Raw genomic sequence first — 25,000 nt, forward strand, 5'->3', positions numbered from 1 at the left:
GGATCAGCCATTGGCCGAACCCTCCTTGAAAACCGCACCGAACTCCTTCATCCGGGCGATATAGTAGGCGGGTTCGATGATCCCATCGGGGAAGTAGAGCCCCGGCTTCAGCGCCTCGCCGCCGACGAGCCCGAGAGCGCGCTCAGTCGCGAGCGCGACGCCGAGCGCGGTCAGCGGCGCCTGACCCTGCGGATGGACGACCTCGTAAGTCCGCGTGGTGCGCTCGCCCGACTGCAACACGCCCTCGATCGCGATCACGCTCTCTGTCGAGAACGGCTCGCCGCGCCGGCGGCTGGCCGAGACATCGAAGGCGAGATCGAAGCGGATGTTCCTCGCGTTGGTGGCGGTGGCAAGGCTGAGCACGTCGAGCGGGCCATAGGCGGTCGCCGGCAAGTCGACGCCGTCGACACTGCGATAGCGCGCTATGGCCTCCTCGCCGGCGATCCAGGCGAAGCGCCCATCCTTCAACGTCAGCGTCGCCGAGCCGGCCTGGGTGATGCGTTCATAGTCGGCGAGCGCCGCCTGCCCGCCCATATCCTCTTGGTCGAGCAGCACGCCGACATGGATTCGATCAATCGAGCGGAACGCCTTGGCGTAGTCGAGCGTCGGAAACAGCGCCGCGCCGGCCAGCCACTGGCTCGCGAGAATGATCGGCGCGGCCTGCGGCGCATGGACGAAGCGCGCGGCCTCGATACCGATTTCGAAGGCGCCGCTGGAGACGCTGAGATGCGGGATACCGTGGTGCTGGGCGAAGCGTAGCGCGTTGCTCCAGTCATCCTTGACGAAGACGATCACGGCGCTGAAACGCGCGCTCTCGGGCAAGCCGAGATCGGGCTTCGACAGGTCGGCGGCGAGCGCCTCGACGCCGAGCTTTTCTGCGACCGCCTGCGCCTTGGCGAGGTCGCGGCCGGCGATCTTCACCGGCAGGCTGGGATGCAGGCGGCGGATCGTCGCCGCAGCCTGCGCGCCGACGACGCCGGAGCCGCCGATGATGAGGACGGGATGCTGTATGCTGGACATCTGATGGTCTCCTTGACGAGTTCAGCCACGACAGGCTGGAATTCCTACTAAAAGTAACTTACCTTAAGTAGGAATTCGATTTCCCTCTTGTCAAGCGGGCCTTCGCCGGGATTCTTGAATCGCCATGCCACCGACCTCTGCCATCGCCTCAGCCCGCAAACTGCCGAAGCAGGAACGCCGCGAGCAGTTGCTCGATTGCGCGCAGGCCATGGTTCGCGAAGAGGGCACGGAGGCGCTGACCCTGGCGCGTGTCGCCGAGCGGGCCGGCGTCACCAAGCCGGTCGCCTACGACCATTTCGGCACCCGCGAAGCGCTGATGGTCGAGCTCTTCCGGCGCATCGACGACCGGCAGACGGCCGTGCTCGTCGATACGCTGAAGACGACGGCCGGCCGGCTCGACGCCATCGCCGCGACGATCGCCGCGGCCTATATGAGCTGCGCCCGTGAGGTTGGGACCGAGTGGTACGCGCTCTCGGCCGCGCTGAAGGGCAGCGAGGCGATGGAAGCCGTCCAGCGCGAACTCGTCACCCGCTATGTCGGGATCTGGCAGGGCGCCTTCGCGACACATGCGGCGCACCTCCCGCCCGACGAATTGAACCTGCGCTGCATCGGCATCCTGGGCGCCGGCGAGGCGATCTCGCTCGAGCTGCTCCGCGGCCATATCGACGAGGCGCGGGCTGCGGCGAGCCTCGCAGCCTTGATCACCGCAGCGATCGCTGCGCCGGCCGCCGCTGCGGCGAGCTGACCCCTGCCCAAGAATGAGGCAAGCCTAGCCAAAGTGCTTGGCAAAGAACCCCTTTCCGAACGCGAGCGAATGCGCATAGGCTACCCGAAACGGGGAACAAGCCTGCATGGTCGCATTCGACGAGATGACAGGGGGAGAGGGTGGCTTGCGGGCTGCCTATGGCGAACTGGATCGCTGGCTGAAGGAGGCGCCGCCCGAGATGCTGGCGCTGCGCCGGTCGCAGGCCGAGCTGTTCTTTCGCCGCATCGGCATCACCTTCGCGGTCTATGGCGACGAGGAATCGACCGAGCGCCTGATCCCCTTCGACATCATCCCGCGTGTGCTGACCAAGCCGGAATGGACCAAGCTGGAGAAGGGCCTGCGCCAGCGCGTCACCGCGCTCAACATGTTCCTGGCTGACGTCTACGGGAAGAAGGAGTGCCTGAAGGCCGGGATCATTCCGCCCGAGCTGGTCTATCGCAACGCCTGCTACCAGCTCGAGATGGTCGATTTCCAGGTGCCGCATGGCATCTACTGCCACATCGCCGGCATCGACATCGTCCGGGTCGACGCCGACACCTTCTACGTGCTCGAGGACAATGCCCGCACGCCCTCCGGCGTCTCCTACATGATGGAGAACCGCGAGGTGATGCTGCGGCTCTTCCCCGAGCTTTTCGCCACCCATCGCGTCGCGCCAGTCGACAATTACCCCGACCAGTTGCTGGCGACGCTGCGCTCGGTCGCGCCGCACCGCGCATCCTCCGACCCGACGATCTGTCTCCTGACGCCCGGCCAGTACAATTCGGCCTTCTACGAGCACTCGTTCCTGGCCGACAAGCTCGGTGTCGAGCTGGTCGAGGGCTCGGACCTGCTGGTCAAGGACGACGTCGTCTACATGCGTACGACGCAAGGTCCCAAGCGCGTCGACGTGATCTACCGGCGCATCGACGACGACTTCATCGACCCGCTGGTGTTCCGCAGCGATTCCGTCCTCGGCGTGCCCGGCATCATCGGTGCCTACAAGGCCGGCAACGTCACGCTGGCGAATGCGGTCGGCACCGGTGTCTCCGACGACAAGGCCGTCTACAGCTACATGCCTGAGATCGTGAAGTTCTTCACCGGCGAGGAGCCGATCCTGAAGAACGTGCCGACCTATCGCTGCCGCGAGCCCGAGGCCAATGCCTATGTGCTCGACAATCTCGAGCAGCTCGTCGTCAAGGAGGTCAACGGCTCCGGCGGCTATGGCATGCTGGTCGGCCCGCATGCCAGCAAGGCGCAGCTCGAGACCTTCCGCCAGAAGCTGAAGGACCAGCCCGAGGGCTTCATCGCCCAGCCGACGCTGGCGCTCTCGACCTGCCCGACCTTCGTCGCCTCGGGCGTGGCGCCGCGCCATGTCGACCTCAGGCCTTACGTGCTCTCTGGCGCCAACGGCATCTCCTGCGTGCCGGGCGGGCTGACGCGCGTCGCGCTCAAGGAGGGCTCGCTGGTGGTCAATTCCAGCCAGGGCGGCGGCACAAAAGACACCTGGGTTCTCGATGCATGAGCGAACGGGAGCGACCTCGAGCCAATCCATCCCCGATGCCGGGCCCTTGCGCGAGCCGCATCACGCTAAACGACCGGACCTGATCATGCTTTCCCGCACCGCCGACAGCCTCTACTGGGTCTCGCGCTATGTCGAGCGGGCCGAGTATCTCGCTCGCATCCTCGATGCCACGATCCGCTTGACCAACCTCCCCTCCGCCTATGGCGGTGCCGGCACCGAATGGCAGAGCGCGGTCGCCACCGCCGGCTGCGAGGAGACCTTCGCCAAGGCCTATGGCGAGGCGAATGAGCGCAATGTCTGCGACTTCCTCAGCTTCAACCCGGACAACCCGACCTCGATCCGCAACTGCTTCGCCCTTGCCCGCTCGAACGCCCGCGCGGTCCGCACCGCGCTGACCTCGGAGATGTGGGACGCGCTCAACGGCGCCTGGCTCGAACTACAGCGCTTCGAGCGCAAGCGCATGGACCGCGAGGAATTCGCGCGTTTCCTCGACTGGGTGAAGAACGTCTCGCTGACCTTCGACGGCTCGGCCTACCGGACCATGCTGCGCGACGACGGCTACTGGTTCTCGCGGCTCGGCGTGAATGTCGAGCGGGCCGACAACACCGCCCGCATCCTCGACGTGAAATACCATGTGCTGCTGCCCGAGACCGAGCAGGTCGGCGGCTCGCTCGATTACTTCCAGTGGACCACGATGCTGCGGGAGGTTTCGGCGCTGACCGCCTATCACTGGGTCTATCGCCAGGCGGTGAAACCCGTGCTGATCGCCGACCTGCTGATACTCAACCGGCGCATGCCGCGCTCGCTGGCCAGCTGCTACGAGAACATCTCGCGCTTCCTCGACCAGATCGGCGATGCCTACAACCGGCACGGACCGGCGCAGCGCCAAGCGCGCAAGACCCTGACCAACCTCGCCAACACGCCGATCGAAGCGGTGTTCCAGCGTGGCCTGCACGAATTCATCGAGGACTTCATCACCGAGAACAACCGCCTCGGAAACGTCATCGTCGAGCAATACCTGCAATAAGGACTTCCCTTCCGCTCCCGAATTTGGATTTCTCGCCGCATGCGGATCCGGATCTCCCACAGCATCGCGTATTCTTATGCAGAGCCGGTTCGCCAGCTCAGGCAGGTCTTGCGGCTGACGCCGCGCGACCATGACGGCCAGCACGTCATGTCATGGCGCGTCGCGCCGAGCATCGACGGGCGGCTGCACGCCGGTCAGGACCCGTTCGGCAACATCGTCCATGATTTCTCGGCCGACGGCCCGATCGAGAGCTACACGATCGAGATCAACGGGGTGGTCGAGACCATCGACCTCGCCGGCGCCGTCCGCGGCGTGACCGAAAAGGCGCCGCCCGACGTCTTCATGCGCGACACCCGGCTTACACAGGCCAACGAGCCCCTGCGCGCCCTCGCCAACAAGGCCGCCGGCACGGACGGCAGCGACCTGACCAGGCTGCACGCGCTGATGGAGGCGATCAACGCCGAGATTCGCTGCGTGCCGACGGCCGACCATCTCGGCATCGGCGCCGCCGCCTGCGCGGAGGCCGGCAAAGGTATCCCGCAGGATGTCGCCCATGTCTTCATGACCTGCGCCCGCCTACTGGGCGCTCCCGCGCGCTATGTCTCCGGCTATGTCGCGGCATCGGACACCCTGTCCCACGCCGACGGCGCCCATGCCTGGGCCGAGGCTTATCTGCCCGACTATGGCTGGATCGGCTTCGACAGCGCCAACGGCCTCTGCCCGATCGACACGCATGTGCGCGTCGCGAACGGGCTCGACTATGCCGATGCCGCTCCGGTCCGCGGCGCCCGCACCGGCGGCCAGGGCGAAAGCCTCCTGGTCGAGGTTACCGCCCAGGCAGCAAAACCGCGCTTCCAGGGACAATAACGACGGCCTCGCATTGTCGCTGTCACGGCGGCCTGATACCAGCCTCGCACGCCGTATTCGGCGTGCTGCGGAGACCAGTCGTGACCTATTGCGCCGGCATCCTCGTCCAGGACGGGCTCGTGATGATCGCCGACACCCGCACCAATGCCGGGCTCGACGACATCTCGACCTTCCGCAAGCTGCATATCTTCTCCTGGCCGGGCGACCGGACGCTGGCCCTCGCAACCGCCGGCAACCTCTCGGTCACCCAGTCGATCGTCAGCCTGCTGCACGAAGGCATCCCCAATCCGGAGACCGGCGAGCCCGAGACGCTGCAGAACGCGCCCTCGATGTTCCGCGCGGCCCAGCTCGTCGGCCGCGCCGTGCGCATCGTGCGCGAGACTGATGGCGAGGCGCTGCGCGAAGCCGGCCTCAAATACGACATGTCGCTGCTGTTCGGCGGCCAGATCAGCGGCCAGCCGATGCGGCTCTTCATGGTCTACTCGGCCAGCAACTTCATCGAATGCGGCATGGACGCCCCCTTCCTGCAGATCGGCGAGCACAAATACGGCAAGCCGATCCTCGACCGCGCCGTCACTTTCAAGACGCATCTCTACGATGCGCTCAAGGTCGGGCTGATCTCGATGGATTCGACCATGCGCTCCAATCTCGGCGTCGGCCTGCCGATCGACCTGATCGTGCTCCGGCGCGACGCCGCAGCCCCGGAGCTCAACCGGCGCATCGAGGCGGGCGAGCCCTATTTCCATGATCTGCGCGAGCGCTGGTCGGCCGCCTTGCGCGCCGCCCATATGGCGATTCCCCGTCCGCCCTACGAGCCGACGGGCGAATAGCCTCAATCAGGCGATTTTAGTCGAAAGTTCTGCAACTTCGCTGGCTTCCCGGTGGTTCTGGAAACCGGATGGCAAGATTCCCCTGCCAAGGTCCGCTGTCAGCGTGCCGCTACAGGTCCGGGTCTTTGCCGACAAACGTTAAGATGACGAACACCGAATCGTCGGCACGCATGCTGACTCGCACGCTGGCGACTCTGGCCGGTGCGTTCGCGCTCGTCCTGGCGGCAGTGCTCGGCGTGATGTCCGCGATGGTGAGCGACGCCAACCAGCTCGAAGCGACCCGCCAGCGCGACCGTGTCGAGGCGGCACTGACCACGCAGGTGCATCTGCGCCGGCTGCGCTTCGAAAATCTGCAGGCTGCCGGCGTCCTGCAACCGGTCCTCAACAGCCTCCTGCCGAACGCCACCCTGCAATGGGCTTTCGCCCAGGTCGCCAATCGCTTCCTCGATTTCGACGGCACCTATCTGGTGACCGCCTCGGGCCGCGTCCTTGCCGGCGTCGAGCAGCACGAAACCGGAACGCAGGCCGGCTACGACGCCCTCATCCGGCTCAGTCCCGACCTGCCTGGCGGCGCGGCGCCGGCCGAGCCGCGCGGTATCGGCAACGGCCCGGTCAGCGTCGTGCTGATACGGGACGGCTCCAACACTGTCGGCATCATCGCCGCCGATCTGCGCAAGGGGAAGCACGCCACGGGCGAAGGAGCCGCCCCCGAGACGGCCGCCTTCATCGTCGGCTATCGCAAGGTGATGCAGGCCCAGCTCGACGAGCTCGGCCGGCGCTATCGCGTCCCGCGCCTGGAAATCGTCACTGAACGCCCGGCGGACCCGCTGCGGCGGCGCGACATCCCCTCGCCCGACGGCTCGGTGAACGCCTGGATGAGCTGGACGCCGGAGCGCCCCGGCGATGCCATGCTCAGCCAGTTCTCCTGGGCCCTCGGCGCGATCACCGCTCTCTTCGCCTCGCTCTTCGTCTATGTCTTCCATCGCCTGCGCAACGCCGCCCAGCAGATCGCTCTGCGTGAGAGCCAGATCCATCGCCTGGCCGGCCAGGACGAACTCTCCGGCCTGCCCAACCGCCGGACCTTCGATCTCAGGCTCGATCAGGAGATCGCCCAGCTTGGCCGGACCAAGAGCGGCCTCGCGGTGCTGATGCTCGACCTCGACCGCTTCAAGGCCGTCAACGACACCTACGGCCACAATGCCGGCGACGAACTGATCCGCCAGGTCGGACAGCGCCTGACCACGGTGCTGCGCCTCGGCGATACCGTCGCCCGCCTCGGCGGCGACGAGTTCGGCATCATCCAGACCAACATGACCGCTGCCAACGCCAGCGCCGCGCTCGGCCAGCGCATCCTCGACGCGCTGACGGAACCCTTCGAGATCGCCGGCGTCGCAGTCACCATCGGCTGCTCGATCGGCATCGCCCACGCGCCGCGCGACGGCTCCGACCGCAGCACGCTGCTGCGCCTCGCCGACACCGCGCTCTACCAGGCCAAGAACGAAGGCCGGAACCGCTATTCCTTCTTCGAGCCGCAGATGAACCGGGCCCTGCAGCTCAAGCGCATGGTCGAGGAGGATCTGCGCAACGCGATCGTCCGCAACGAATTGCTGCTGCACTATCAGCCGCAGGTCTCGATCGACGGCACCAGCATCATCGGCGTCGAGGCGCTGGTGCGCTGGCCGCATCCCGAGCACGGGATGGTGCCGCCCTCCGAATTCATCGGCATCGCCGAGGAACGCGGCCTGATCGTGCCGTTGAGCGAATGGGTGCTGCGCCGCGCCTGCGAGCAGGCCCGGCAATGGCCCGGAATCAAGCTCGCGGTCAACGTCTCGCCGATCCAATTCCGCCACAAGGATTTCGTCGCGAGCGTGATCCGCGTCCTCAACGAGACCGGCTTCGACCCCGAACGCCTCGAGCTGGAGCTGACCGAGGGCGTCGTGGTCGAGGACGCCGATGCCGCCGAAGCTGCCATGATGGACCTGCGAGCCCATGGCGTCAGCCTGGCGCTCGACGACTTCGGCACCGGCTACTCCAGCCTGATCTATCTGCGCCGCTTCGCCTTCGACAAGATCAAGATCGACCGTTCCTTCCTCGAATATATGGAAGCGACCGGCGAATCGGCGATCCTCGTCCATTCCGTCGTGCATCTCGGCCGGGCTCTGGGCCTGCGCGTCTGCGCCGAGGGCGTCGAGACGGCCGAACAGCACCGCTTCCTGCAGGCGATCGGCTGCCACGAATTGCAGGGTTTCCTGTTCTCCAAGGGCGTACCGCCCGAGGAGATCGACCGGCTTTTGACCCTCGACCGGCCGTTCGAGCAGGCCCTCGCCGCCTGAAGGCACCTTCGGAGCCCGCCCCGAACTCCGAAACCGATGCGCTTGCTCGTTGAAGCGATCGGAGGCCGTCTCGAAAGTCGCTCCGGCGAGCAGGCTTTCGAGACGGCCTCTCAGAAGAAGCTCGCGACCCAGCTCACCAGCGCATAGGCGAAGCCCGCCGACAGAGCGAGGCCGGCGATGCCGACCACGGCGCCGGCGATGATCACCACCCCGTCACGCTCGACCAGGCCGAGCCCGACCAGGCAGACCGCGAGCCCGAGCGGGATCTGGCCGATGAACGGCGCCGCCACGATCAGCCCGAGCGCCAGGATCAGCAGCACCGCGCCAAGCACCGGCAGCGCGAAGCGGCCGCCGAGCATGGTCAGCCGCGGCTTCGAGAAGCGCTCGAGCCGGATCAGCGGCGGCAGGGCGCGCGCGACGGCGCGCGCGAGATCGGCCTGCGCGATGCTGCGATTGAGCAACCGCAGCGGCAGCCAGGGCGTCGCCCTGGCCATCAGCATCTGCGCCGCGATGAAAGCGAGGACGAGGCCGCAGACCAGCGGGATCGGCGGTGGCATCGGCAGGCAGTTCGGCAGGCCGAGCAGCACGACCAGCAGCGCATAGGCCCGGTCCCGCAGCGCCGCGACGATGTCGCGGACGGCAACGCGCGGGCCCGGCAGGTGGGTGAGCGCGATCAGCAGTCCGGAGGTGCGTAAGGGGGAAGACAAGCAGGCTCGCCAGGCGATGAGCAGGGCCTGCGGCCTAGCATGCCCGCCGCCGGGCCAACAACCCCGCCGCAGCGCATGCCTGTCAGTGCAGCGTCAGCACGCCGTTCACATTGACGATCTCGGCCGGCCGAATAAGGCGCGAATGCGCCACCGTGATCGAATGCAGCGGCCCCTCGAGCTCGCGCCGCCAGAAATCGAGGAATCTGTGCAACTCCGGGAAGCGCGGCGCCAGATCATATTCCTGCCAGATATAGCTTTGCAGGAAGTCGGGATGGTCCGGCATCCGGTAGAGGATGGTGGCGGTCGTCAGCCCGTAACCTGCCAATTGGCGGATGAAGTCCTGCGAGACCATGACCGATGCGCTCCTTACCCAAGAAGACGATGAGCCGGCTGTCATCAGGCTGCGCCGCGATGGTTAACAAACGCTTGCGGGAATTTCTCCAACTGCCACACTCATGACATGTAGGGGGCCGTCCAGCAGGACGGAAGGGGCGTTTGCGTGGCGTGGGGGATCGCGAGCCGGTCTGGCATGCTCGCGCGTGGGATCGGCGCAGCGATCGCGCTCGCCTCCACAACTCCCAGGGCCGATCCGGCCCTGATGGACCGCCCACCGCTCTCCCTGGTGATCTTCGGGTCGCTCGAAGCCGATCCGAGCAAGACCCATGGCTCGATCGGCTTCAAGCGGGCTTTCGGCGCCTTCGGCGGGCTCGACGCCAGCGGCTTCCGTTTCGGGATGAAGTGGGAGGCAAGCGTCGAACCGGCTCATCGCAAGCCGAGAGAAGGCCGCCTCTACAGAGCCGAAGTCCATACCCTGGTGGGCTATGAATGGCGGATCGGCGACAGCTATCTCGCCCTCTCCGCCGGGCCCGCGGTCGAAACCGCCTATCGCGAGACGCGCCGGTATCTCAGCTTCGAGCAGCGCACGGCGTTGCGCCTGCAGGCCGATCTCTGGTCGACACCTGCGGAAAATTGGTTCCTGCAGGCCGGCGCCTATGCAGTTCTCACCGATAATGGCCGCTATTGGGGGCGCCTCGCAGCAGGCCGACAGCTGATCGGCGAACTCTATCTCGGCCCCGAGTTCGAGGCCTATCGCGAGCGCGACTATCACAAGCTGCGCCTCGGCCTGCACCTGAGCGGCCTACGCCTCTTCGGCCTGGATTGGCGCCTCGCCGGCGGCATTCAGAAGACGAGCGACGAGAAGGCCGGTGCCTATGTCACGCTGGGGCTGCACCGGAAGCGGTGACGGAAGGGGGGAACGCAGTGTCCGATTGCGAACTCGTCAGGACGTGGCGAGACTGGTGGTCTTCGAGCATCGGAGCGCAGCGTACTCAAGTACGTGAGCACCGAAGCGCAGAAGAACGCCAGTCGCAGGCCGTCATCACGACTTCGCAACTGGACACTCAGCCGCGCGGCCCCTGTCCCGTCAGTGCGCGAAGCGCTTCCGGCGTGTCGATGTCGAGCGCGATGGCGGGGTCGTCGAGTGCGATCTCCTCGACAGCGTCGCCGGCCGCATCGAGCAGGCGGCGCGCGCCCTGGTCGCCATCGAGCTTGGCGACCCCGGGAAAGAGCTTCCGCGCGAGCAGCACCGGATTGCCGCGCTGTCCGAGCAGCGTCGGCGCCACGGCGAGCGCATCCGGCCGATCGGCGAAGGCCTGCGCCAGCCGGTCGATCACGGCGGCGGTGACGTTCGGCATATCGCCGAGCGAGACGACGACGCCGGGCACCTCCGCCGGCACCGCCGCGAGCCCGGCCTTGAGCGAGCCCGCGAGCCCGTCGGCAAAGGCCGGGTTGTGCACGATGGTGACGTCGAGCCCGGCGAGCGCGGTGCGAACCTCGTCCTGCTGATGGCCGGTGACGACGATGACCGGCGCGGCGCGCGAGGCGAGCTGCGCCTCGACGGCGTGACGCACCAGCGGCTTGCCGCGGACGTCCTGCAGCAGCTTGTTGCCGGCGCCCATCCGGGTCGAGCGGCCGGCCGCCAGCACGATGCCAGCGACGGGCGCGGCCTCGCCTCGGCCCGGCGCGCGCGGCTGCGGCCGCGAGACGATCTCCATCAAAAGCCCGCCGACGCCCATCCTCTGGATCTCGGCGCGCGTCACCGGCACTCCCGCAAGGCTGCGCTGCAGCACCCAGTCGAAACCGTTCTCCTTGGGCGAGCGGGCGCAGCCCGGCGCGCCGATCACCAGCTTGCCGTCGAGCTTGCCGAGCATCAAGAGGTTGCCGGGATCGACCGGCATGCCGAGATGCTCGACGGTGCCGCCGGCTTCGACCAGCGCCTTCGGCACGACATCGCGCCGGTCGGTGATGGCAGAGGCGCCGAAGACGACGACGAGCTCCGCCGGCCCGGCCACCGCCTCGCGGATCGCCTCTGCCAGCGGCGAGCTCTCATGCGGAACGCGGGCGTCGCGCTCGATCGCAGCGCGGGCCGGCTCGAGCCGCTCGCCCAAGGTCCGCAGCGTCTTGTCGACGACGCTGGTCTTCAGGCCCGGCAGCAGCGTCGAGACCACCGCGACCGATTTCAGCTTGTACTCGGCGACCGCGATCGGCTTGTCGGCTCCGAGCCGCTCCAGCGCCTCGGCGATGCGCTTCTCCGGCACGGCATAGGGGATGATCTTGACCGTGCCGACCATCTCGCCGGCGACGACCGGCTTCAGCGCCGGCAGGGTCGCGACGGTGATCGCCTCGTCGACGGCATTGAGCGCATCGATCACGCCCGCATCGATCTTAAGCACCCCCGGCGCCGCGGCGAACAGGTTGACCCGGCCAGTGAACGGCGCCTCGGTCACCACTGCCCGGCCTGCCAGCGCCCGCGCCAATTGCTCGGCTGCTGTGTTCTCGTCGATGTCGCCGGCTTCAAGCTGCACGGCGATGATCTCGCTCAAGCCCGCGGCGGCGAGCTTGCGCGCATCCTCCTCGCCGATCGTCGCGCCCTTGCGCACGATCGCCTCGCCGGCACGCACGGTATGAGCCGCGACGGCGCCGACAGCTTCAGCGATGGGAACAGGACCGAACTTCATCAGTAGTCTTTCAAGCGGGCTGGCGGCGCGGGCCGCGCAGGCCCTGCACGATCTCGGCGAGGATGGCGAGCGCGATCTCGGCCGGCGAGACCGCGCCGATATCGAGCCCGATCGGCGCGTGGATGCGCTTCACATCGGCGTCGCCGAAGCCGACTGCTGCGAGGCGCTCCAGCCGCTTGCCATGCGTCTTCCGGCTGCCGAGCGCGCCGATATAGAAGCACTCCGAGCGCAGCGCCGCGATCAGCGCCGGATCGTCGATCTTGGGATCATGTGTCAGCGCGACGAAGGCGGTATAGCCGTCGAACGGCAGGCGCTGCAGCGCCTCCTCCGGCCACTGCGCCAGCAAGGTCACCTCCGGGAAACGTTCCTGCGTGGCGAAGGCGGTGCGCGGGTCGATGACTGCAATGTCGAGATCGAGCAGCTTGGCCATCGGTGCCAGCGCCTGCGAGATATGGACCGCGCCGGTGACGACGATGCGCGGCGGCGGCGCCTGCACGGTCAGGAAATAGGCCTTGCCATCGACCTCGACGCTGCCGCTCTTGCCGCTGCGCAATTGCTTGCCGAGCGCCTCCGCCAGCACATCGCCGGCAAGGTCGACCTCCTTGACCAGGCGCTGCTCGCCCGAGCCGAGTTCGGTGACGAGGACGGTCGCGCGCCGGGCGGCGCGCTCGGCGTTGAGCGTGGAGAGAAGCGAAAGATCCACGGCGTCAGCCCTTGTCGGTCGCGAGCTTGAGGCCGAGCCCGATCATCAGCGAGCCGCCGAGCCAGCGCCCAAGCGCAAAGCCGGCGCGGCTCGCCTTCATCGTCTTCATCACCAGGCTGGCGCCCAGGACGGTGACGAGGTCGGCCGAGGAGAAAGCGAAGTTGACGATGGTGCCGAGGATCAGGAACTGCGCCCAGACCGGCAGCGACGCGGTGGGATCGACGAACTGCGGCAAGAGCGCGATGAAGAAAAGCGCCACCTTCGGGTTCAGCACCTCGACGATGAAGGAATCGACCAGTGCACGCCTGACCGTCTTGGCCGGTGCCACGGCCTGCGCCTCGCCGCCCAGCCTGGAGCGGATCATGCCGATGCCGAGCCAGACCAGATAGAGCGCGCCGACGATCTTCACCGCGACGTAGAGCTCCGGCACGTGCTTGAACACGGCCGACAGGCCGAAGGCCGCGGCGACGACATGGACATAGCAGCCGAGATGGATACCGAGCATCGCCATCAGCCCGGCCTTGCGGCCATGGGCGATGGTCTGCGCCGCCGTGTAGAGCAGCGCCGGACCGGGGAAATAGGCGATGACCAGCGTCACCGTCGCGAAAGCTAGGAGCGTTTCCCAGGAGGCCATCAGCGCGTTTCCTTAAGCCCGAACCGGCTCGACATAGACCTTGATCCGGCCGCCGCAGGAGAGGCCGACCTGCCAGGCGGTCTCGTCGGCGACGCCGAATTCGAGCGTGCGCGGCTTGCCGTCGGCAATCACGTCACCGGCCTCGGCGACGACCGCGCCCTCGACGCAGCCGCCGGAGACCGAGCCTAGGAAGTTACCCTCGCCGTCGATGACGAGATGCGAGCCGACCGGACGCGGGGCCGAGCCCCAGGTCTCGACCACGGTGGCGAGCGCGACGCCGCGCCCGGCCTTGGCCCAGGCCTCGGCAGTGGCGAGGATGTCGGTGTCGGTGCTGATCATGGGAGCGGTCCCGCTACGGATACTGTTGAGATCATGCCTCAACCCGCCTTCTTCAACCACTGGCGCGGATCGGTGATCTGCCGTGCGTCGGGCGACAGCGCCCGGCAGAGATCCGCCATCGCGGCGAGATTGTGGATCGGCCGGAACTGGTCGACATGCGGCAGCATCGCCCGGATGCCGCTGGCCCGCGCCTCGAAGGCGTCATAGCGCAAAAGTGGGTTGAGCCAGGTCAGCTGCCGGCAGGAGCGATGCAGGCGGTCCATCTCGAAGGAAAGATCAGGACCGAGATGGCGCTCCAGCCCGTCGGTGAAGAGCAGCACCACCGCCCCACCCGAGAGCACCCGGCGCGACCAGACTCGGTTGAAGGCGTGCAGTGCCGAGGCGATGCGCGTGCCGCCCTCCCAATCCGGCGCCGCCTTGCCGGCGAGCGCCAGCGCCTCGTCCGGGTCGCGGGCGCGCAAGCTGCGCGTGACATTGGTCAGGCGTGTGCCGAAGACGAACGAATGCACGCGCCGGCGCTGCTCGGTGACGGCATGCAGGAAATGCAGGAAGATGCGCGAATACTCCGCCATCGAGCCGGAGATGTCGACGAGCGCGACCAGCGGCGGATGCACCTCGGCTCGCTCGCGGAAGGCGAGGTCGATCGAGGCGCCGCCGCCTCTGAGCGAGCGACGGAAGGTGCGACGCGGATCGATCCGCGCTCCGGCATGCGCCGCCTGGAAGCGCCGCGTCGGCACGGCGTCATTGGGTAGCCTGAGCTCGGCGATGAGCTGACGCGCCTTGGCGATCTCAGCCGCGCTCATCTGGGCGAAATCGCGTGATTTCAGCGTCTCGCGCTCGGAGACGGTGAGCCGCGCCGTAAGCTCTGTCAGCTCGACCGGCGGCTCCTCCTCGCGTGGCGGCGGGGTGAAGGCCTCGGCGACGCGCAAGGCGCCCGCTTCCGGCTTCTGCGGCTCGCTGTCGACCCGCGGCGTCACTGGCGACATCTGCGCCATCAGCTTCTCGATCAGCCCGCGGCGGCGCCAGAACAACCGGAAGGCCTGGTCGTAAACCGCTGAATCCTCATGCTTCTTCACGAAGATCGCATGCAACGCCCAGTAGACGTCATCGCGGCCGCCGAGCGCCCCGTCGGCCAGCGCCTCGACCGCCTCGACCACGGCCCCCGGCCCGACGCGCAGGCCGGCGCCCCGCAGAGCGCGGGCGAAATAGGCGACGTTTTCGGCAAGCTTGCCGGTCAAGCGCCCGTCTCGGTCATGAACACCTTCTGCGCGACGACCCATTTGCCGTCGACCTTCAGGAAGGAAAGCAGGTCGGTGAAATAGCGCGGCGGCATCTGGCACTTGACCTTGACCAGCGCCATGGATGGCCCGACCAGATCGACGGCCAGGATATGGTCGCCGCGCTCAAGCCCGGTCTCCTTCGGCGATTTGCGTCCCCGCACCGCCTCGAACCATTGCTCGCGCGGCACGACCTTGAGCTCACCATCGAGCGACTGGGTCAGCGCGCTGGTCGGATGGAAGACTGAAGTCAGCTTCTCGACATCGCCCTCATAGAGCCCGTCGAGATAGGTCCAGGTCGCGGCCTCGATCGCCTTGATGTCGTCGTTCATGAGTTTGCCATCCACCTTGTTTGGCGCGTGCAGAGAGTTGATGGTATCATCGGGTAACAAGGCAAGGCGACGTGCGCTTCGAATGGGATCCGGCGAAGGCCGCCAGCAACGAGCGCAAGCACGGCATCCGTTTTGAAACGGCAGTACGCGTTTTCGCAGATCCGCTGGCGCTGACCGAATATGACGGAATCGAAGGCAGCGAGCACCGATGGACGACGATCGGGGTCGTCGATAACCGGCTCCTGCTCCTCGTCGTCCACACCGAACGGAGAGACGGAACGGTAGAAATCGTGCGCATCATTTCCGCACGTCCAGCCGATAGAAAGGAAAAGCGACGCTATGAGCAAGATGGTGCAGTATGAATTCGACCCCGCTAATCCGCCGAAGCTGACCGATGCGCAGAAAGCGGAAATCGAAGCGCTGGCGCTTAAGCCGGATAGCGAGATCGACTATTCCGATATTCCACCGCTCGACGAAAATTTCTGGCGCAACGCGGTTCGCAATCCTTATCTCCAGCGCGAGAGCGGATTGAAAAAGAAAACTGGCTGACAGGGGCCCCATCTACCCCCGCGCCGCCTGCTTCGCCTGGTCGAGCAGTTCGCCGACCTTCGAGCCCTGCATCGCCTGGATGTCGTCCTGGTATTTCAGCAGCGCCCCCAGCGTGTCGGAGACGATCGCCGGATCGAGCGCCACAGCGTCGAGCTCAACCAGCGCGCTCGCCCAGTCGAGCGTCTCGGCGACGCCCGGCGCCTTGAACAGCTCCTCCTTGCGGATCGCCTGCACGAAGGCGACGACCTGCTTCGCCAGCTTCGCTGGAGCCTGGGGCGCGCGCGATTTCAGGATGGCAAGTTCGCGCGCCGCGTCGGGATAGCCGACCCAGTGGTAGAGGCAGCGGCGCTTCAGCGCGTCATGGATCTCGCGGGTACGGTTGGAGGTCAGGATCACGATCGGCGGCTCAGCCGCCTTGATCGTGCCGAGCTCGGGGATCGTCACCTGCGCATCGGCCAGCACCTCGAGCAGGAAGGCCTCGAAGGCCTCGTCGGTGCGGTCGAGCTCGTCGATCAGGAGGATCGGCGCCCCGCCCTCCTGCGGTTCCAGCGCCTGCAGCAGAGGGCGCTTGACGAGATAACGCTCCGAGAACAGGTCGCTCTCCAGCCGCTCGCGATCGCCGGCGACGCCGCCAGCCTCGGCGAGACGGATCGCCATCATCTGGCCGGCATAGTTCCACTCGTAGACGGCCGAGGCGAGGTCGAGCCCCTCATAGCATTGCAGCCGGATCAGCCGGCGGCCGAGCCCCATGCTGAGCACCTTGGCGATCTCGGTCTTGCCGGTGCCGGCCTCGCCCTCGAGCAGCAGCGGCCGCTTCATCCTGAGCGCGAGGAAGAGCACGGTCGCCAGCGCCCGGTCGGCGACATAGCCTTGCGCCTGCAGCAGGGAGAGCGTGGCGTCGATAGAGGTCGGAATGCGCGATGGGGTCAGCATGAACAAGGTCTAGCGCGGCGGCGTCAGCGACGGAAGCCGCGCCGATGCAAGGCGCTCTGCTGTCACGATCGGGACGGGATCGGAGACTACCATCATGCCCTCACAGAGGAGATGCGAAATGACCACGCAGGAACTCGCCAACGCATTCGTCGCCCTGCTGAAGGAGGGCAAGCACGAGCAGGGCGCCGCCACCTACAATGCCGACGATATCGCCAGCTACGAGAACATGCCGGGGCCGATGGCTGAGTGCCATGGCAAGCAGGCGGTGAAGGGCAAGGGCGAATGGTGGACTGCCGGACATGAGGTGCACGAGTTCACCACCGCGGGCCCCTATCTCAACGGCGACCAGTTCGCCGTGCACTTCTACTTCGACGTCACCGTCAAGGACAGCGGGGAGCGCCGCAAGATGCACGAGATCGGGCTCTACACCGTGAAGGGCGACAAGATCGTCGAGGAGCGGTTCTTTTATTGAGGTCGCTCCGTCATTCCCGGGCGGGGCCCTCGGGTCCGACCTTCGGTCGGCCCAAGGATAAACTCCGCGCAGACCCGGGAATCTCATGACGAGAAGGCTTCGATCGGCGCCTTCTCCGGGCTGAGATGCTCGGGTCAGGCCCGAGCATGACGCGGAACGGCGGCCTCAAGCCTTCCCCGTCGCTTGCGCCACGGCCTGCTTGGCCATCACGCCGATCAGATGGGCGCGATACTCGGCATCGGCGTGGATGTCGCCATTGATGCCCTTGGCCGTGTGCTTGAGACCGTCGAGCGATTTCGGCGCGAAGCGCGCCTTCAGCGCCGCCTCGGCTTCTGGCCAGCGGAAGACGCCGCCCTCGCCCGCCCCGGTGACCGTGACGGCGATTTCGCTGCCACGCTTGGCGACGAAGACGCCGACCAACGCATAACGCGAGGCCGGATTGCGGAACTTGGCATAGCCGGCCTTGGAGGCGGCCGGGAACGAGATCTTGACGATGATCTCGCCCTCATCCAGCGCCGTCTCGTAGAGGCCGCTGAAGAACTCGGCGGCCAGGAGCTTGCGCTTGTTCGTCACCACCGTAGCGCCGAGCGCCAGCAACGCCGCCGGATAGTCCGCCGCCGGGTCGTTGTTGGCGACCGAACCGCCGATCGTGCCGCGATGGCGCACATGCGGATCGCCGATATGGCTGGCGAGGTAGGCGAGCGCCGGGATCGCTTCCTGCACCTCCGGCGAGGCTGCGACCTCGGCATGGGTCGTCATCGCGCCGATGACGAGATTGCGGCCCTTGCGGGCGATGCCCTTGAGGTCGGCGCAGGAGGAAAGGTCGACCAGCGCGCTGGGCGAGGCCAGGCGCTGCTTCATCGTCGGCAGCAGGGTGTGGCCACCGGCGAGCAGCTTGGCGTCCTCCTTCTTGGCGAGGAGGCTGGCGGCCTGTCGCGCGGTCGCCGGGCGGTGATAGGTGAAGGCGTACATCGTCTCGTCCTTTCAGATCACTCGGCAGCCATGCGGCTGAGCGTTTTCTGCGCGGCGCGCCAGACGGCCTGCGGCGTCGCCGGCATGGCGATGTCCTCATGGCCGAGCGCGTCGGTGATGGCATTGATGACCGCGGGCGGCGAGGCGATGGCGCCGGCCTCGCCGCAGCCCTTGATCCCCAGCGGGTTCGACGGGCACGGCGTCACCGTCATGCCGACCTCGAAGGATGGCAGGTCGTCGGCGCGCGGCATGCAGTAGTCCATGAAGCTCGCGGTCACGAGCTGGCCGTCGGCATTGTAGCGGGCGCCTTCGAGCAGCGCCTGGCCGACGCCCTGGGCGATGCCGCCATGGACCTGGCCCTCGACGATCATCGGATTGATGACATTGCCGAAATCGTCGACCGCGGCCCAGCGCTCGATCCTGGTGATGCCAGTGTCGGGATCGATCTCGAGCTCGCAGATATGGACGCCGGCCGGGAAGGTGAAGTTGATCGGGTCGTAGAACGCCCCCTCCTTCAAGCCCGGCTCGAGGTCCTGGCCGTTGAACTTGTGCGCGACATAGGCCTGCAGCGCGCAGGAACCGAAATCGAGCGTCCGGTCGGTGCCCTTGACGGTGAAATTGCCGTCCTTGAAGTCGATATCGGCCTCGTCGGCCTCCAGCACATAGGCCGCGACCTTCTTGCCCTTGGCGATCACCTTGTCGATCGCCTTGAAGATCGCCGACATGCCGACGGCGCCCGAGCGTGAGCCATAGGTGCCCATGCCCATCTGCACCTTGTCGGTGTCGCCATGGATGATCGAGACGTTCTCCAGCGGCACGCCGAGTCGGTCGGAGACGAGCTGGGCGAAGGTCGTCTCATGGCCCTGGCCGTGGCTGTGCGAGCCGGTCAGCACCTCGACCGTGCCGATCGGATTGACCCGGACCTCGGCCGATTCCCACAGGCCTACGCCGGCGCCGAGCGAGCCGACCGCAGCTGACGGGGCAATGCCGCAAGCCTCGATATAGGCGGAGAAGCCGATGCCGCGCAGCTTGCCGCTGCGGGCGGAATCGCGCCTGCGCTTCGGAAAGCCTTTGTAATCGATCATCTCCATCGCCTTCTTCAGCGATGCCCCGTAATTGCCGGTGTCGTACATCATGATCACCGGCGTCTGGTGCGGGAACTTCCGGATGAAGTTCTGCGTCCGGAACTTGGCCGGGTCCTTGCCGAGCTCACGCGCCGCGACCTCGACCAGGCGCTCGACCACGAAGGTCGCCTCGGGCCGCCCTGCCCCGCGATAGGCATCGACCGGGGCGGTATTGGTGTAGACCGCATCGACCTCGCAATAGATCGCCGGAATGTCGTACTGGCCCGACAGCAGCGGCGCGTAGAGATAGGTCGGCACCGAGGAGGAGAAGGTCGAGAGATAGGCGCCGAGATTGGCGGTGGTGTGCACCCGCATCGCCAGCATCTTGCCGTCGCCATCCATGGCGAGTTCGGCATGGGTGACATGGTCGCGGCCATGCGCGTCGGAAAGGAAGGCCTCGGTCCGGTCCGAGTTCCATTTCACCGGCCGGCCGACCTTCTTCGCCGCCCAGACGCAAACCGTCTCCTCGGCATAGATGAAGATCTTCGAGCCGAAGCCGCCGCCGACATCCGGCGCGATCACCCTGAGCTTGTTCTCCGGCGCGATGCCGATGAAAGCCGAGAGCACGAGCCGCGCCACATGCGGGTTCTGGCTGGTAGTGTAGAGCGTGAAGGCGCCCTCGCCCTGGTCGTAGTCGCCGACCGCGGCGCGCGGCTCCATCGGGTTCGGCACCAGCCGGTTATTGACGATGTCGAGCTTGGTGACGTGCTTGGCCGCCTTGAAGGCTGCCTCGGTCGCAGCCTTGTCGCCGAGATGCCAGTTGAACACCGTGTTGCCCGGCGCCTCGTCATGGACCTGCGTCTTCGCCTTGACCGCGCTCGCCGTGTCGACCACCGCCGGCAGCACGCCATAGTCGACGACGATCGCCTCGGCCGCGTCGCGCGCCTCAGCCAATGTCTCGGCGACGACGACCGCAATGTGGTCGCCGACATAGCGGACCTTGCCCTGGGCCAGCGCCGGATGCGGGCCGGCCTTCATCGGCGAGCCGTCCTTGGAATGGATCATCCAGCCGCAGATCAGCCCACCGACCTTGTCGGCGGTAAGGTCGTCGCCGGTGAAGATGCCGAGCACGCCCGGCATCGCCGCGGCGGCCTTGGTGTCGATCGTCTTCAGCGTGGCATGCGCATGCGGCGAGCGCAGGAAATAGGCGTGGGCCTGGCCCGGCCGGTTGATGTCGTCGGTGTAGCGGCCCTGGCCGGTGATGAAGCGGTGATCTTCCTTGCGGCGGACGGGAGCGCCGATTCCGGTGGCGGACATGGATTCCTCCTGGCGTGGCGCCTCTTGAGCGGGCGTTTGCAACGAATTTCGGGGATCACATCGTGCGTTTCGGCTCGCGCTAAGCGAACCGGGCAATGCTCACTCGGCAGCCTGCCGGACCAGGCTCGCGCCCTTGCCCATCGCCTCTGCGCCCGCGGCGACCGCCTTGACGATGTTGTGGTAGCCGGTGCAGCGGCAGATGTTGCCGTCGAGGTCCTCGCGGATCGTCTTCTCGTCGAGGCTGTTGCCGCGCCGGTTCACGATATCGACCGCCGACATGATCATGCCCGGCGTGCAGAAGCCGCATTGCAGGCCGTGATGCTCGCGGAAAGCTTCCTGCATCGGGTGCAGCGTCCCGCCATTGGCCAGCCCCTCGATCGTCGTCACCGAGGCGCCCTCGCAGGACAAGGCCAGCGTGGTGCAGGCCTTCACCGCCTTGCCGTCGAGATGGACGACGCAGGCGCCGCACTGACTGGTATCACAACCGACATGCGTGCCGGTCAGCCGGAGATTTTCGCGCAGGAACTGCACCAGGAGGGTGCGCGGATCGACGGTCGCGGTGACGGGCTTGCCGTTCACCGTCATGGACAGATTGGCCATGGGGCACTCCTCCGAAAGCCTGTTTTCAGATGCGCCCCACGACATCTCGACGGGACGCACGATCCGCTCGCCGGCCCACCAAGGGCCAGCGAAGAATTTCCTTGGAACAACTCGAAAAAGCAGTGTGGACCCGGGATTTTCTGTGGTCAAGCGGCACGCCATTCCGCAGGCGAGCCCATTTGGTGGCGTTTTTGCATGGTTTTGGACGGCCTGGCTTCGAACGCAGGAGCCCGGATATCGCAACCGACAGATGGGCCCTTTGCGGAATCTTAACCACGCAGGCTCAGCATCATCCGTCGGAATGACGATCTCCGATCGTTCCGCTCACGGATGGCGCGGTTGGCCACGATCCTCGAACACGTTCAGCGTCGCTTGTTGGCGATCGGCTACGACGAACGCCAGCGTAAGCGCCTGCGCCGCTATCGTGGCATCGTCGAGCGCGTCATCGTCGATATCGTCGAACAGGATTTCGCGCGGGCCTTCTCGATCCATCCGATGCTGAAACTGGCGGTAGAGCCGGTCGCCGCCGAGCTTTTCGCGGCTGAAGCCAACCATTTCCGCCTGCTCTTCGACGGCGATTTCGACCAGAATTATTGCGACTCGCTCGAACGGCTGACCTTGCTGGAGCGGCACGGTCAGGTCGGCGCCCGCGCCCGCGCCTCGATCGCCTTCACCCTGTTCCGCATCTTCCTGGAGGAGAGCCGCACCCGGTTGCTCTTCTCGCGGCGCGACATCCCGCATGATCTCTTCATCATCGAGCGGGTGCTGACCTACGACGTCAACACCGCCATGTCGCTCGATCGCGAGTTCGAGGCGGCGGAAGCCCGCCGCCGCGGTGTCGCGCTCGACGAGGTCGCGGCGACGCTGACCTCGCGCATCGGCCAGCTCGACGGCGCAATCAGCAAGGCGGTCGACCTGTTCGTCGACACCGCCGGCGAAACCTCGGCCGCCAGCAGCTTCATCAAGGATCAGGTCGGCTCGGTTGCCCAGACCTCGCTGCTGGTGCGCGAGAAGGCGATGCAGACCGCGGCCGCGACCGAGGAGATGTCGGCCAACATCGCCGAGATCGGCCAGCGTGCCCGCCAGAGCCTCGAGATCGCCAATCGCGCCGTCGCCGACGCCCAGGCGATGGACGAGGCGATCACCCGCCTGCGCCACGTCACCAGCAGCATCGGCACCGTGGTCGGCATGATCGCCGACATCGCCGCGCAGACCAATCTGCTCGCCCTCAACGCCACCATCGAGGCGGCCCGCGCCGGCGAATCCGGCCGCGGCTTCGCCGTGGTCGCGGCCGAGGTGAAATCGCTGGCGACGCAGACCGCCTCGGCCACGCAGGAGATCGCGGCGCAGATCGCCGAATTGTCTGCGAGCGCCGAGGCGTGCGGCGTCCGCGCCTCCTCGATCGGCGCGACGATCGGCGAGATCAAGGAGGATTCGGAGGCGATCTCGGATGCGGTCGCCCAGCAGAGCAGCGTCACCGGCGGCATCGCCCGGCACGCCGCCGAGGTCGCACACGGCTCGGACGTGGCGATCGAGAGCGCGACCCGCGTCAACGACAGCATCGGCAAGACCGAGAAGGCGCTGGAACGCGCGAATGCGGCGGCGGCCGACATCGCCCTCCAGGTCGGTGCGGCCGAGGCGACCGTCAGCGAAGCCTTGGCAGCGCTGCGCAAGGCCTCGTGAGGCTCAGCCCTCGCTGACCGCCTTGGCGAAATTGGCGAAGAACTCGTCGGCCAGCTTCTTCGAGACCGAATCGATCAGGCGCGCGCCGAGCTGCATCAGCTTGCCGCCGACCTGCGCCTCGACCTCGTAGCGCAGCAGGGTCTGCCCGCCTTCCGCATCGCTGAGCATGACCTTGGCGCCGCCCTTGGCGAAGCCGGCGATGCCGCCCTCGCCCTCGCCGACGATGTGATAGCCGTTCGGCGGGTCGAGGTCCTGCAATTCGACCTTGCCCTTGAAGGTCGCCTTCACCGGGCCGAGCTTGACCTTCACTACTGCCGAAAAATGCGTGTCGTCATCCTTGGTGAGCTGCTCGCAGCCGGGAATGCAGGCCTTCAGCACCTCGGCGTCGTTGAGCTTCTCCCAGACCACCAGCTTGGCCGCGGGCAGCGTCACCTCGCCATTCATCGTCATTGCCATGGTGTCGCTCCTCACGCTCTCGAAGCCACCGACATGTTGCAGCCGGCCCGGCCTCGGGTCTATCCAAGGTTCGCCTAATCCATGACCGGAAAGCACCGGCGGGCACAAGAGGACGAAGCTGGGATGTGGGTTGCAACGACCGCTCCGCAGGAAGGCGCATCCGGCCATGGCTGATATCGGGCTCTATGGCGAACTCTTCGCCGACCGGGAGATGGCAGCCGTTCTCGACGAGCGTGCCGCGCTGCAGGGCATGCTCGATTTCGAGGCGGCGCTCGCCCGCGCCGAAGCCGAGGTCGGCGTCATCCCCGCCGCGGCGACCGACCTCATTGCCGCGCAATGCAAGGCCGAGCTCTACGACATCGCCGCGATCGGCAAGGCCGCGACGCTCGCCGGCAATCCGGCAATCCCGCTGGTCAAGGCGCTGACCGCCCGCGTCGCCGCCGTCGACGCCGAGGCGGCGAAGTGGGTGCATTACGGCGCGACCAGCCAGGACGTGATCGATTCAGGCCAGGCCCAGCAGTACCGGGCGGCCCAGGATCTGATCCTCGCGCGCTCGGCCGACCTCGCCCATGCGCTCGCGGCGCTCGCACGCGAGCACCGGCGCACGCCGATGATCGGCCGCACCTTCCTGCAGCATGCGGTGCCGATCTCTTTCGGGCTCAAGGCCGCCAACTGGCTGAGCCCGATCGTCTCCTTCCATGACGACTTCATGATCTGGGGAGAATCGGCCCATCAGCTCGGCGGCGCCGCCGGCAGCCTCGCCTCGCTCGGCGACAAGGCCGATGCGGTGTCGGAAGCCTTCGCCCGCACCATGCCCTCGATCGGCGCCGTGCGCGTGCCCTGGCACACCGAGCGCCGGCGCCCCGCCCGGATCGCGACCGAGCTCGGCCTGCTTCTCGGCCATCTCGGCAAGTTGGCCGGGGATATCGCGCTGATGGCACAGACCGAGATCGGCGAGCTCGCCGAGCCGGAAGCGCCCGGCAAGGGCGGCTCATCGGCGATGCCGCACAAGCGCAACCCGGTGCTGTGCACGCTGATCCTCACCGCGGCCAAGCGGGCACCAGGCTTGGTCGCAACCATGCTCGCGGCGATGCCGCAGGAGCACGAGCGCGCCATGGGCGGCTGGCATGCCGAATGGCCGACGCTGCGCGAGCTCTTCCTGATCGCCGGCGGAGCCCTCAACCACGCGGTCGCGCTGGTCGAAGGACTCCAGGTCTTTCCGGAGCAGATGCAGTACAATCTCGATCTCACCAACGGGCTCGTCATGGCCGAGCGCGTCTCGCTCGCGCTGGCGCAGACGATCGGCCGCGGCGAGGCACATCATCTGCTCGAGGAAGCCAGCCGCGACTGCCTCGCCAGTGGCCGTCATCTCAGGGATGTCCTGGCCGACCATCCCAAGCTGGCCGGCAAGCTCTCCAACGATGACCTCGACGACCTCTTCGACCCCACGACCTATCGCGGCGCGACCGATGCCATCATCGACCGCATCCTCGTGCTCTACGAGGAGGAGCGGGAATACATGAGCGGCAATGCCTGAGCTCTCCGCCGAACAGCCGTAGCGCGCAACGCAGACGCATTCCGCTTGCTGAACGCGGCGTTTC

26 protein-coding genes are annotated in these 25,000 nt (G+C 66.9%); 12 read left to right on the forward strand and 14 right to left on the reverse strand.

Annotated features, from left to right (window positions below):
- Positions 1 to 3: 3 nt before the first annotated feature.
- Positions 4 to 1,020, reverse strand: a complete 1,017-nt coding sequence (locus ASE66_RS06515; protein WP_244494822.1) for an NAD(P)-dependent oxidoreductase — start codon at positions 1,018 to 1,020, stop codon at positions 4 to 6.
- 124 nt (positions 1,021 to 1,144) lie between these two features.
- Between ASE66_RS06515 and ASE66_RS06520 the strand changes: the two genes are divergently transcribed.
- The 6 genes from ASE66_RS06520 (at position 1,145) to ASE66_RS06545 (ending at position 8,344) form a co-directional block, all read left to right on the forward strand.
- Positions 1,145 to 1,765: a TetR/AcrR family transcriptional regulator gene (locus ASE66_RS06520; RefSeq protein ID WP_057188807.1), complete on the forward strand. Its 621-nt coding sequence runs from the start codon at positions 1,145 to 1,147 to the stop codon at positions 1,763 to 1,765.
- A 106-nt stretch (positions 1,766 to 1,871) separates the two neighbouring features.
- Positions 1,872 to 3,287 (forward strand): circularly permuted type 2 ATP-grasp protein, encoded by a 1,416-nt coding sequence (locus ASE66_RS06525; RefSeq protein ID WP_057188808.1) that lies wholly within the window; start codon positions 1,872 to 1,874, stop codon positions 3,285 to 3,287.
- An 85-nt stretch (positions 3,288 to 3,372) separates the two neighbouring features.
- Complete coding sequence (locus ASE66_RS06530) at positions 3,373 to 4,314, forward strand: alpha-E domain-containing protein (protein WP_057188809.1); 942 nt, start codon at positions 3,373 to 3,375, stop codon at positions 4,312 to 4,314.
- 39 nt (positions 4,315 to 4,353) lie between these two features.
- Positions 4,354 to 5,181: a transglutaminase family protein gene (locus ASE66_RS06535; RefSeq protein ID WP_057188810.1), complete on the forward strand. Its 828-nt coding sequence runs from the start codon at positions 4,354 to 4,356 to the stop codon at positions 5,179 to 5,181.
- An 80-nt stretch (positions 5,182 to 5,261) separates the two neighbouring features.
- A complete protein-coding gene (locus ASE66_RS06540) occupies positions 5,262 to 6,011 on the forward strand; it encodes a hypothetical protein (protein ID WP_057188811.1) in 750 nt (249 codons plus the stop codon).
- A 143-nt stretch (positions 6,012 to 6,154) separates the two neighbouring features.
- A complete protein-coding gene (locus tag ASE66_RS06545; protein ID WP_057188812.1) occupies positions 6,155 to 8,344 on the forward strand; it encodes a putative bifunctional diguanylate cyclase/phosphodiesterase in 2,190 nt (729 codons plus the stop codon).
- 110 nt (positions 8,345 to 8,454) lie between these two features.
- Here ASE66_RS06545 and ASE66_RS06550 read toward each other — a convergent pair whose 3' ends face one another.
- A complete protein-coding gene (locus tag ASE66_RS06550; RefSeq protein WP_057188813.1) occupies positions 8,455 to 9,051 on the reverse strand; it encodes an exopolysaccharide biosynthesis protein in 597 nt (198 codons plus the stop codon).
- Positions 9,052 to 9,133: 82 nt separating this feature from the next.
- A complete protein-coding gene (locus tag ASE66_RS06555) occupies positions 9,134 to 9,403 on the reverse strand; it encodes an usg protein (protein WP_057188814.1) in 270 nt (89 codons plus the stop codon).
- 177 nt (positions 9,404 to 9,580) lie between these two features.
- On the opposite strand from ASE66_RS06555, the gene bcsS reads away from it, so the two are divergent.
- Positions 9,581 to 10,294, forward strand: a complete 714-nt coding sequence (gene bcsS / locus ASE66_RS06560; RefSeq protein ID WP_057188815.1) for a cellulose biosynthesis protein BcsS — start codon at positions 9,581 to 9,583, stop codon at positions 10,292 to 10,294.
- Between the two features lie 157 nt (positions 10,295 to 10,451).
- Here the strand turns inward: bcsS and ASE66_RS06565 are convergent, their stop codons facing one another.
- From ASE66_RS06565 to ASE66_RS06590, 6 genes are read right to left on the reverse strand one after another with little or no spacing between them, the layout of a single operon-like run.
- Positions 10,452 to 12,068, reverse strand: coding sequence for an NTP transferase domain-containing protein (locus ASE66_RS06565; RefSeq protein ID WP_057188816.1), 1,617 nt, complete (start codon positions 12,066 to 12,068; stop codon positions 10,452 to 10,454).
- A gap of 10 nt (positions 12,069 to 12,078) precedes the next feature.
- Positions 12,079 to 12,771 carry an XdhC family protein gene (locus ASE66_RS06570; RefSeq protein ID WP_057188817.1) on the reverse strand — a complete coding sequence of 231 codons (693 nt, stop codon included), beginning with the start codon at positions 12,769 to 12,771 and terminating at the stop codon, positions 12,079 to 12,081.
- A 4-nt stretch (positions 12,772 to 12,775) separates the two neighbouring features.
- Positions 12,776 to 13,405, reverse strand: a complete 630-nt coding sequence (locus tag ASE66_RS06575; RefSeq protein WP_057188818.1) for a LysE family translocator — start codon at positions 13,403 to 13,405, stop codon at positions 12,776 to 12,778.
- 12 nt (positions 13,406 to 13,417) lie between these two features.
- Positions 13,418 to 13,744: an XdhC family protein gene (locus ASE66_RS06580; RefSeq protein ID WP_057188819.1), complete on the reverse strand. Its 327-nt coding sequence runs from the start codon at positions 13,742 to 13,744 to the stop codon at positions 13,418 to 13,420.
- A gap of 38 nt (positions 13,745 to 13,782) precedes the next feature.
- Positions 13,783 to 14,982 carry a vWA domain-containing protein gene (locus ASE66_RS06585; RefSeq protein WP_057188820.1) on the reverse strand — a complete coding sequence of 400 codons (1,200 nt, stop codon included), beginning with the start codon at positions 14,980 to 14,982 and terminating at the stop codon, positions 13,783 to 13,785.
- Positions 14,979 to 15,353, reverse strand: a complete 375-nt coding sequence (locus ASE66_RS06590; RefSeq protein WP_057188821.1) for a nuclear transport factor 2 family protein — start codon at positions 15,351 to 15,353, stop codon at positions 14,979 to 14,981. Before ASE66_RS06590 ends, ASE66_RS06585 begins: the two co-directional genes overlap by 4 nt.
- 71 nt (positions 15,354 to 15,424) lie before the next feature.
- Here ASE66_RS06590 and ASE66_RS31265 point away from each other — a divergent pair, with 71 nt between their 5' ends.
- On the forward strand, positions 15,425 to 15,715 hold the full coding sequence (locus ASE66_RS31265; RefSeq protein WP_082613256.1) for a BrnT family toxin: 291 nt from the start codon (positions 15,425 to 15,427) through the stop codon (positions 15,713 to 15,715).
- Positions 15,693 to 15,902 carry a hypothetical protein gene (locus ASE66_RS06595; RefSeq protein WP_057188822.1) on the forward strand — a complete coding sequence of 70 codons (210 nt, stop codon included), beginning with the start codon at positions 15,693 to 15,695 and terminating at the stop codon, positions 15,900 to 15,902. Before ASE66_RS31265 ends, ASE66_RS06595 begins: the two co-directional genes overlap by 23 nt.
- A 12-nt stretch (positions 15,903 to 15,914) precedes the next feature.
- Here the strand turns inward: ASE66_RS06595 and ASE66_RS06600 are convergent, their stop codons facing one another.
- A complete protein-coding gene (locus ASE66_RS06600) occupies positions 15,915 to 16,835 on the reverse strand; it encodes an AAA family ATPase (RefSeq protein ID WP_057188823.1) in 921 nt (306 codons plus the stop codon).
- A 118-nt stretch (positions 16,836 to 16,953) separates the two neighbouring features.
- Between ASE66_RS06600 and ASE66_RS06605 the strand changes: the two genes are divergently transcribed.
- The gene (locus tag ASE66_RS06605; protein WP_057188824.1) at positions 16,954 to 17,307 is read left to right on the forward strand and encodes a nuclear transport factor 2 family protein; all 354 of its coding nucleotides are present in this window, start codon (positions 16,954 to 16,956) and stop codon (positions 17,305 to 17,307) included.
- Positions 17,308 to 17,472: 165 nt separating this feature from the next.
- Here ASE66_RS06605 and ASE66_RS06610 read toward each other — a convergent pair whose 3' ends face one another.
- The 3 genes from ASE66_RS06610 to ASE66_RS06620 form a co-directional block, all read right to left on the reverse strand.
- Positions 17,473 to 18,279 carry an FAD binding domain-containing protein gene (locus ASE66_RS06610; protein ID WP_057188825.1) on the reverse strand — a complete coding sequence of 269 codons (807 nt, stop codon included), beginning with the start codon at positions 18,277 to 18,279 and terminating at the stop codon, positions 17,473 to 17,475.
- A gap of 17 nt (positions 18,280 to 18,296) precedes the next feature.
- Positions 18,297 to 20,660, reverse strand: a complete 2,364-nt coding sequence (locus ASE66_RS06615; protein ID WP_057188826.1) for a xanthine dehydrogenase family protein molybdopterin-binding subunit — start codon at positions 20,658 to 20,660, stop codon at positions 18,297 to 18,299.
- A 99-nt stretch (positions 20,661 to 20,759) separates the two neighbouring features.
- Positions 20,760 to 21,260 carry a (2Fe-2S)-binding protein gene (locus tag ASE66_RS06620; protein ID WP_057188827.1) on the reverse strand — a complete coding sequence of 167 codons (501 nt, stop codon included), beginning with the start codon at positions 21,258 to 21,260 and terminating at the stop codon, positions 20,760 to 20,762.
- 339 nt (positions 21,261 to 21,599) lie between these two features.
- On the opposite strand from ASE66_RS06620, the gene ASE66_RS33665 reads away from it, so the two are divergent.
- A complete protein-coding gene (locus ASE66_RS33665) occupies positions 21,600 to 22,943 on the forward strand; it encodes a methyl-accepting chemotaxis protein (protein ID WP_274532937.1) in 1,344 nt (447 codons plus the stop codon).
- 3 nt (positions 22,944 to 22,946) lie between these two features.
- Here the strand turns inward: ASE66_RS33665 and ASE66_RS06630 are convergent, their stop codons facing one another.
- Positions 22,947 to 23,399 (reverse strand): CoxG family protein, encoded by a 453-nt coding sequence (locus ASE66_RS06630; RefSeq protein WP_057188829.1) that lies wholly within the window; start codon positions 23,397 to 23,399, stop codon positions 22,947 to 22,949.
- 166 nt (positions 23,400 to 23,565) lie between these two features.
- Between ASE66_RS06630 and pcaB the strand changes: the two genes are divergently transcribed.
- Positions 23,566 to 24,936, forward strand: a complete 1,371-nt coding sequence (pcaB, locus tag ASE66_RS06635) for a 3-carboxy-cis,cis-muconate cycloisomerase (protein WP_057188830.1) — start codon at positions 23,566 to 23,568, stop codon at positions 24,934 to 24,936.
- Positions 24,937 to 25,000: the final 64 nt, after the last annotated feature.

This window comes from Allobosea sp. Root483D1, assembly GCF_001429505.1.
Lineage (GTDB): Bacteria > Pseudomonadota > Alphaproteobacteria > Rhizobiales > Beijerinckiaceae > Allobosea.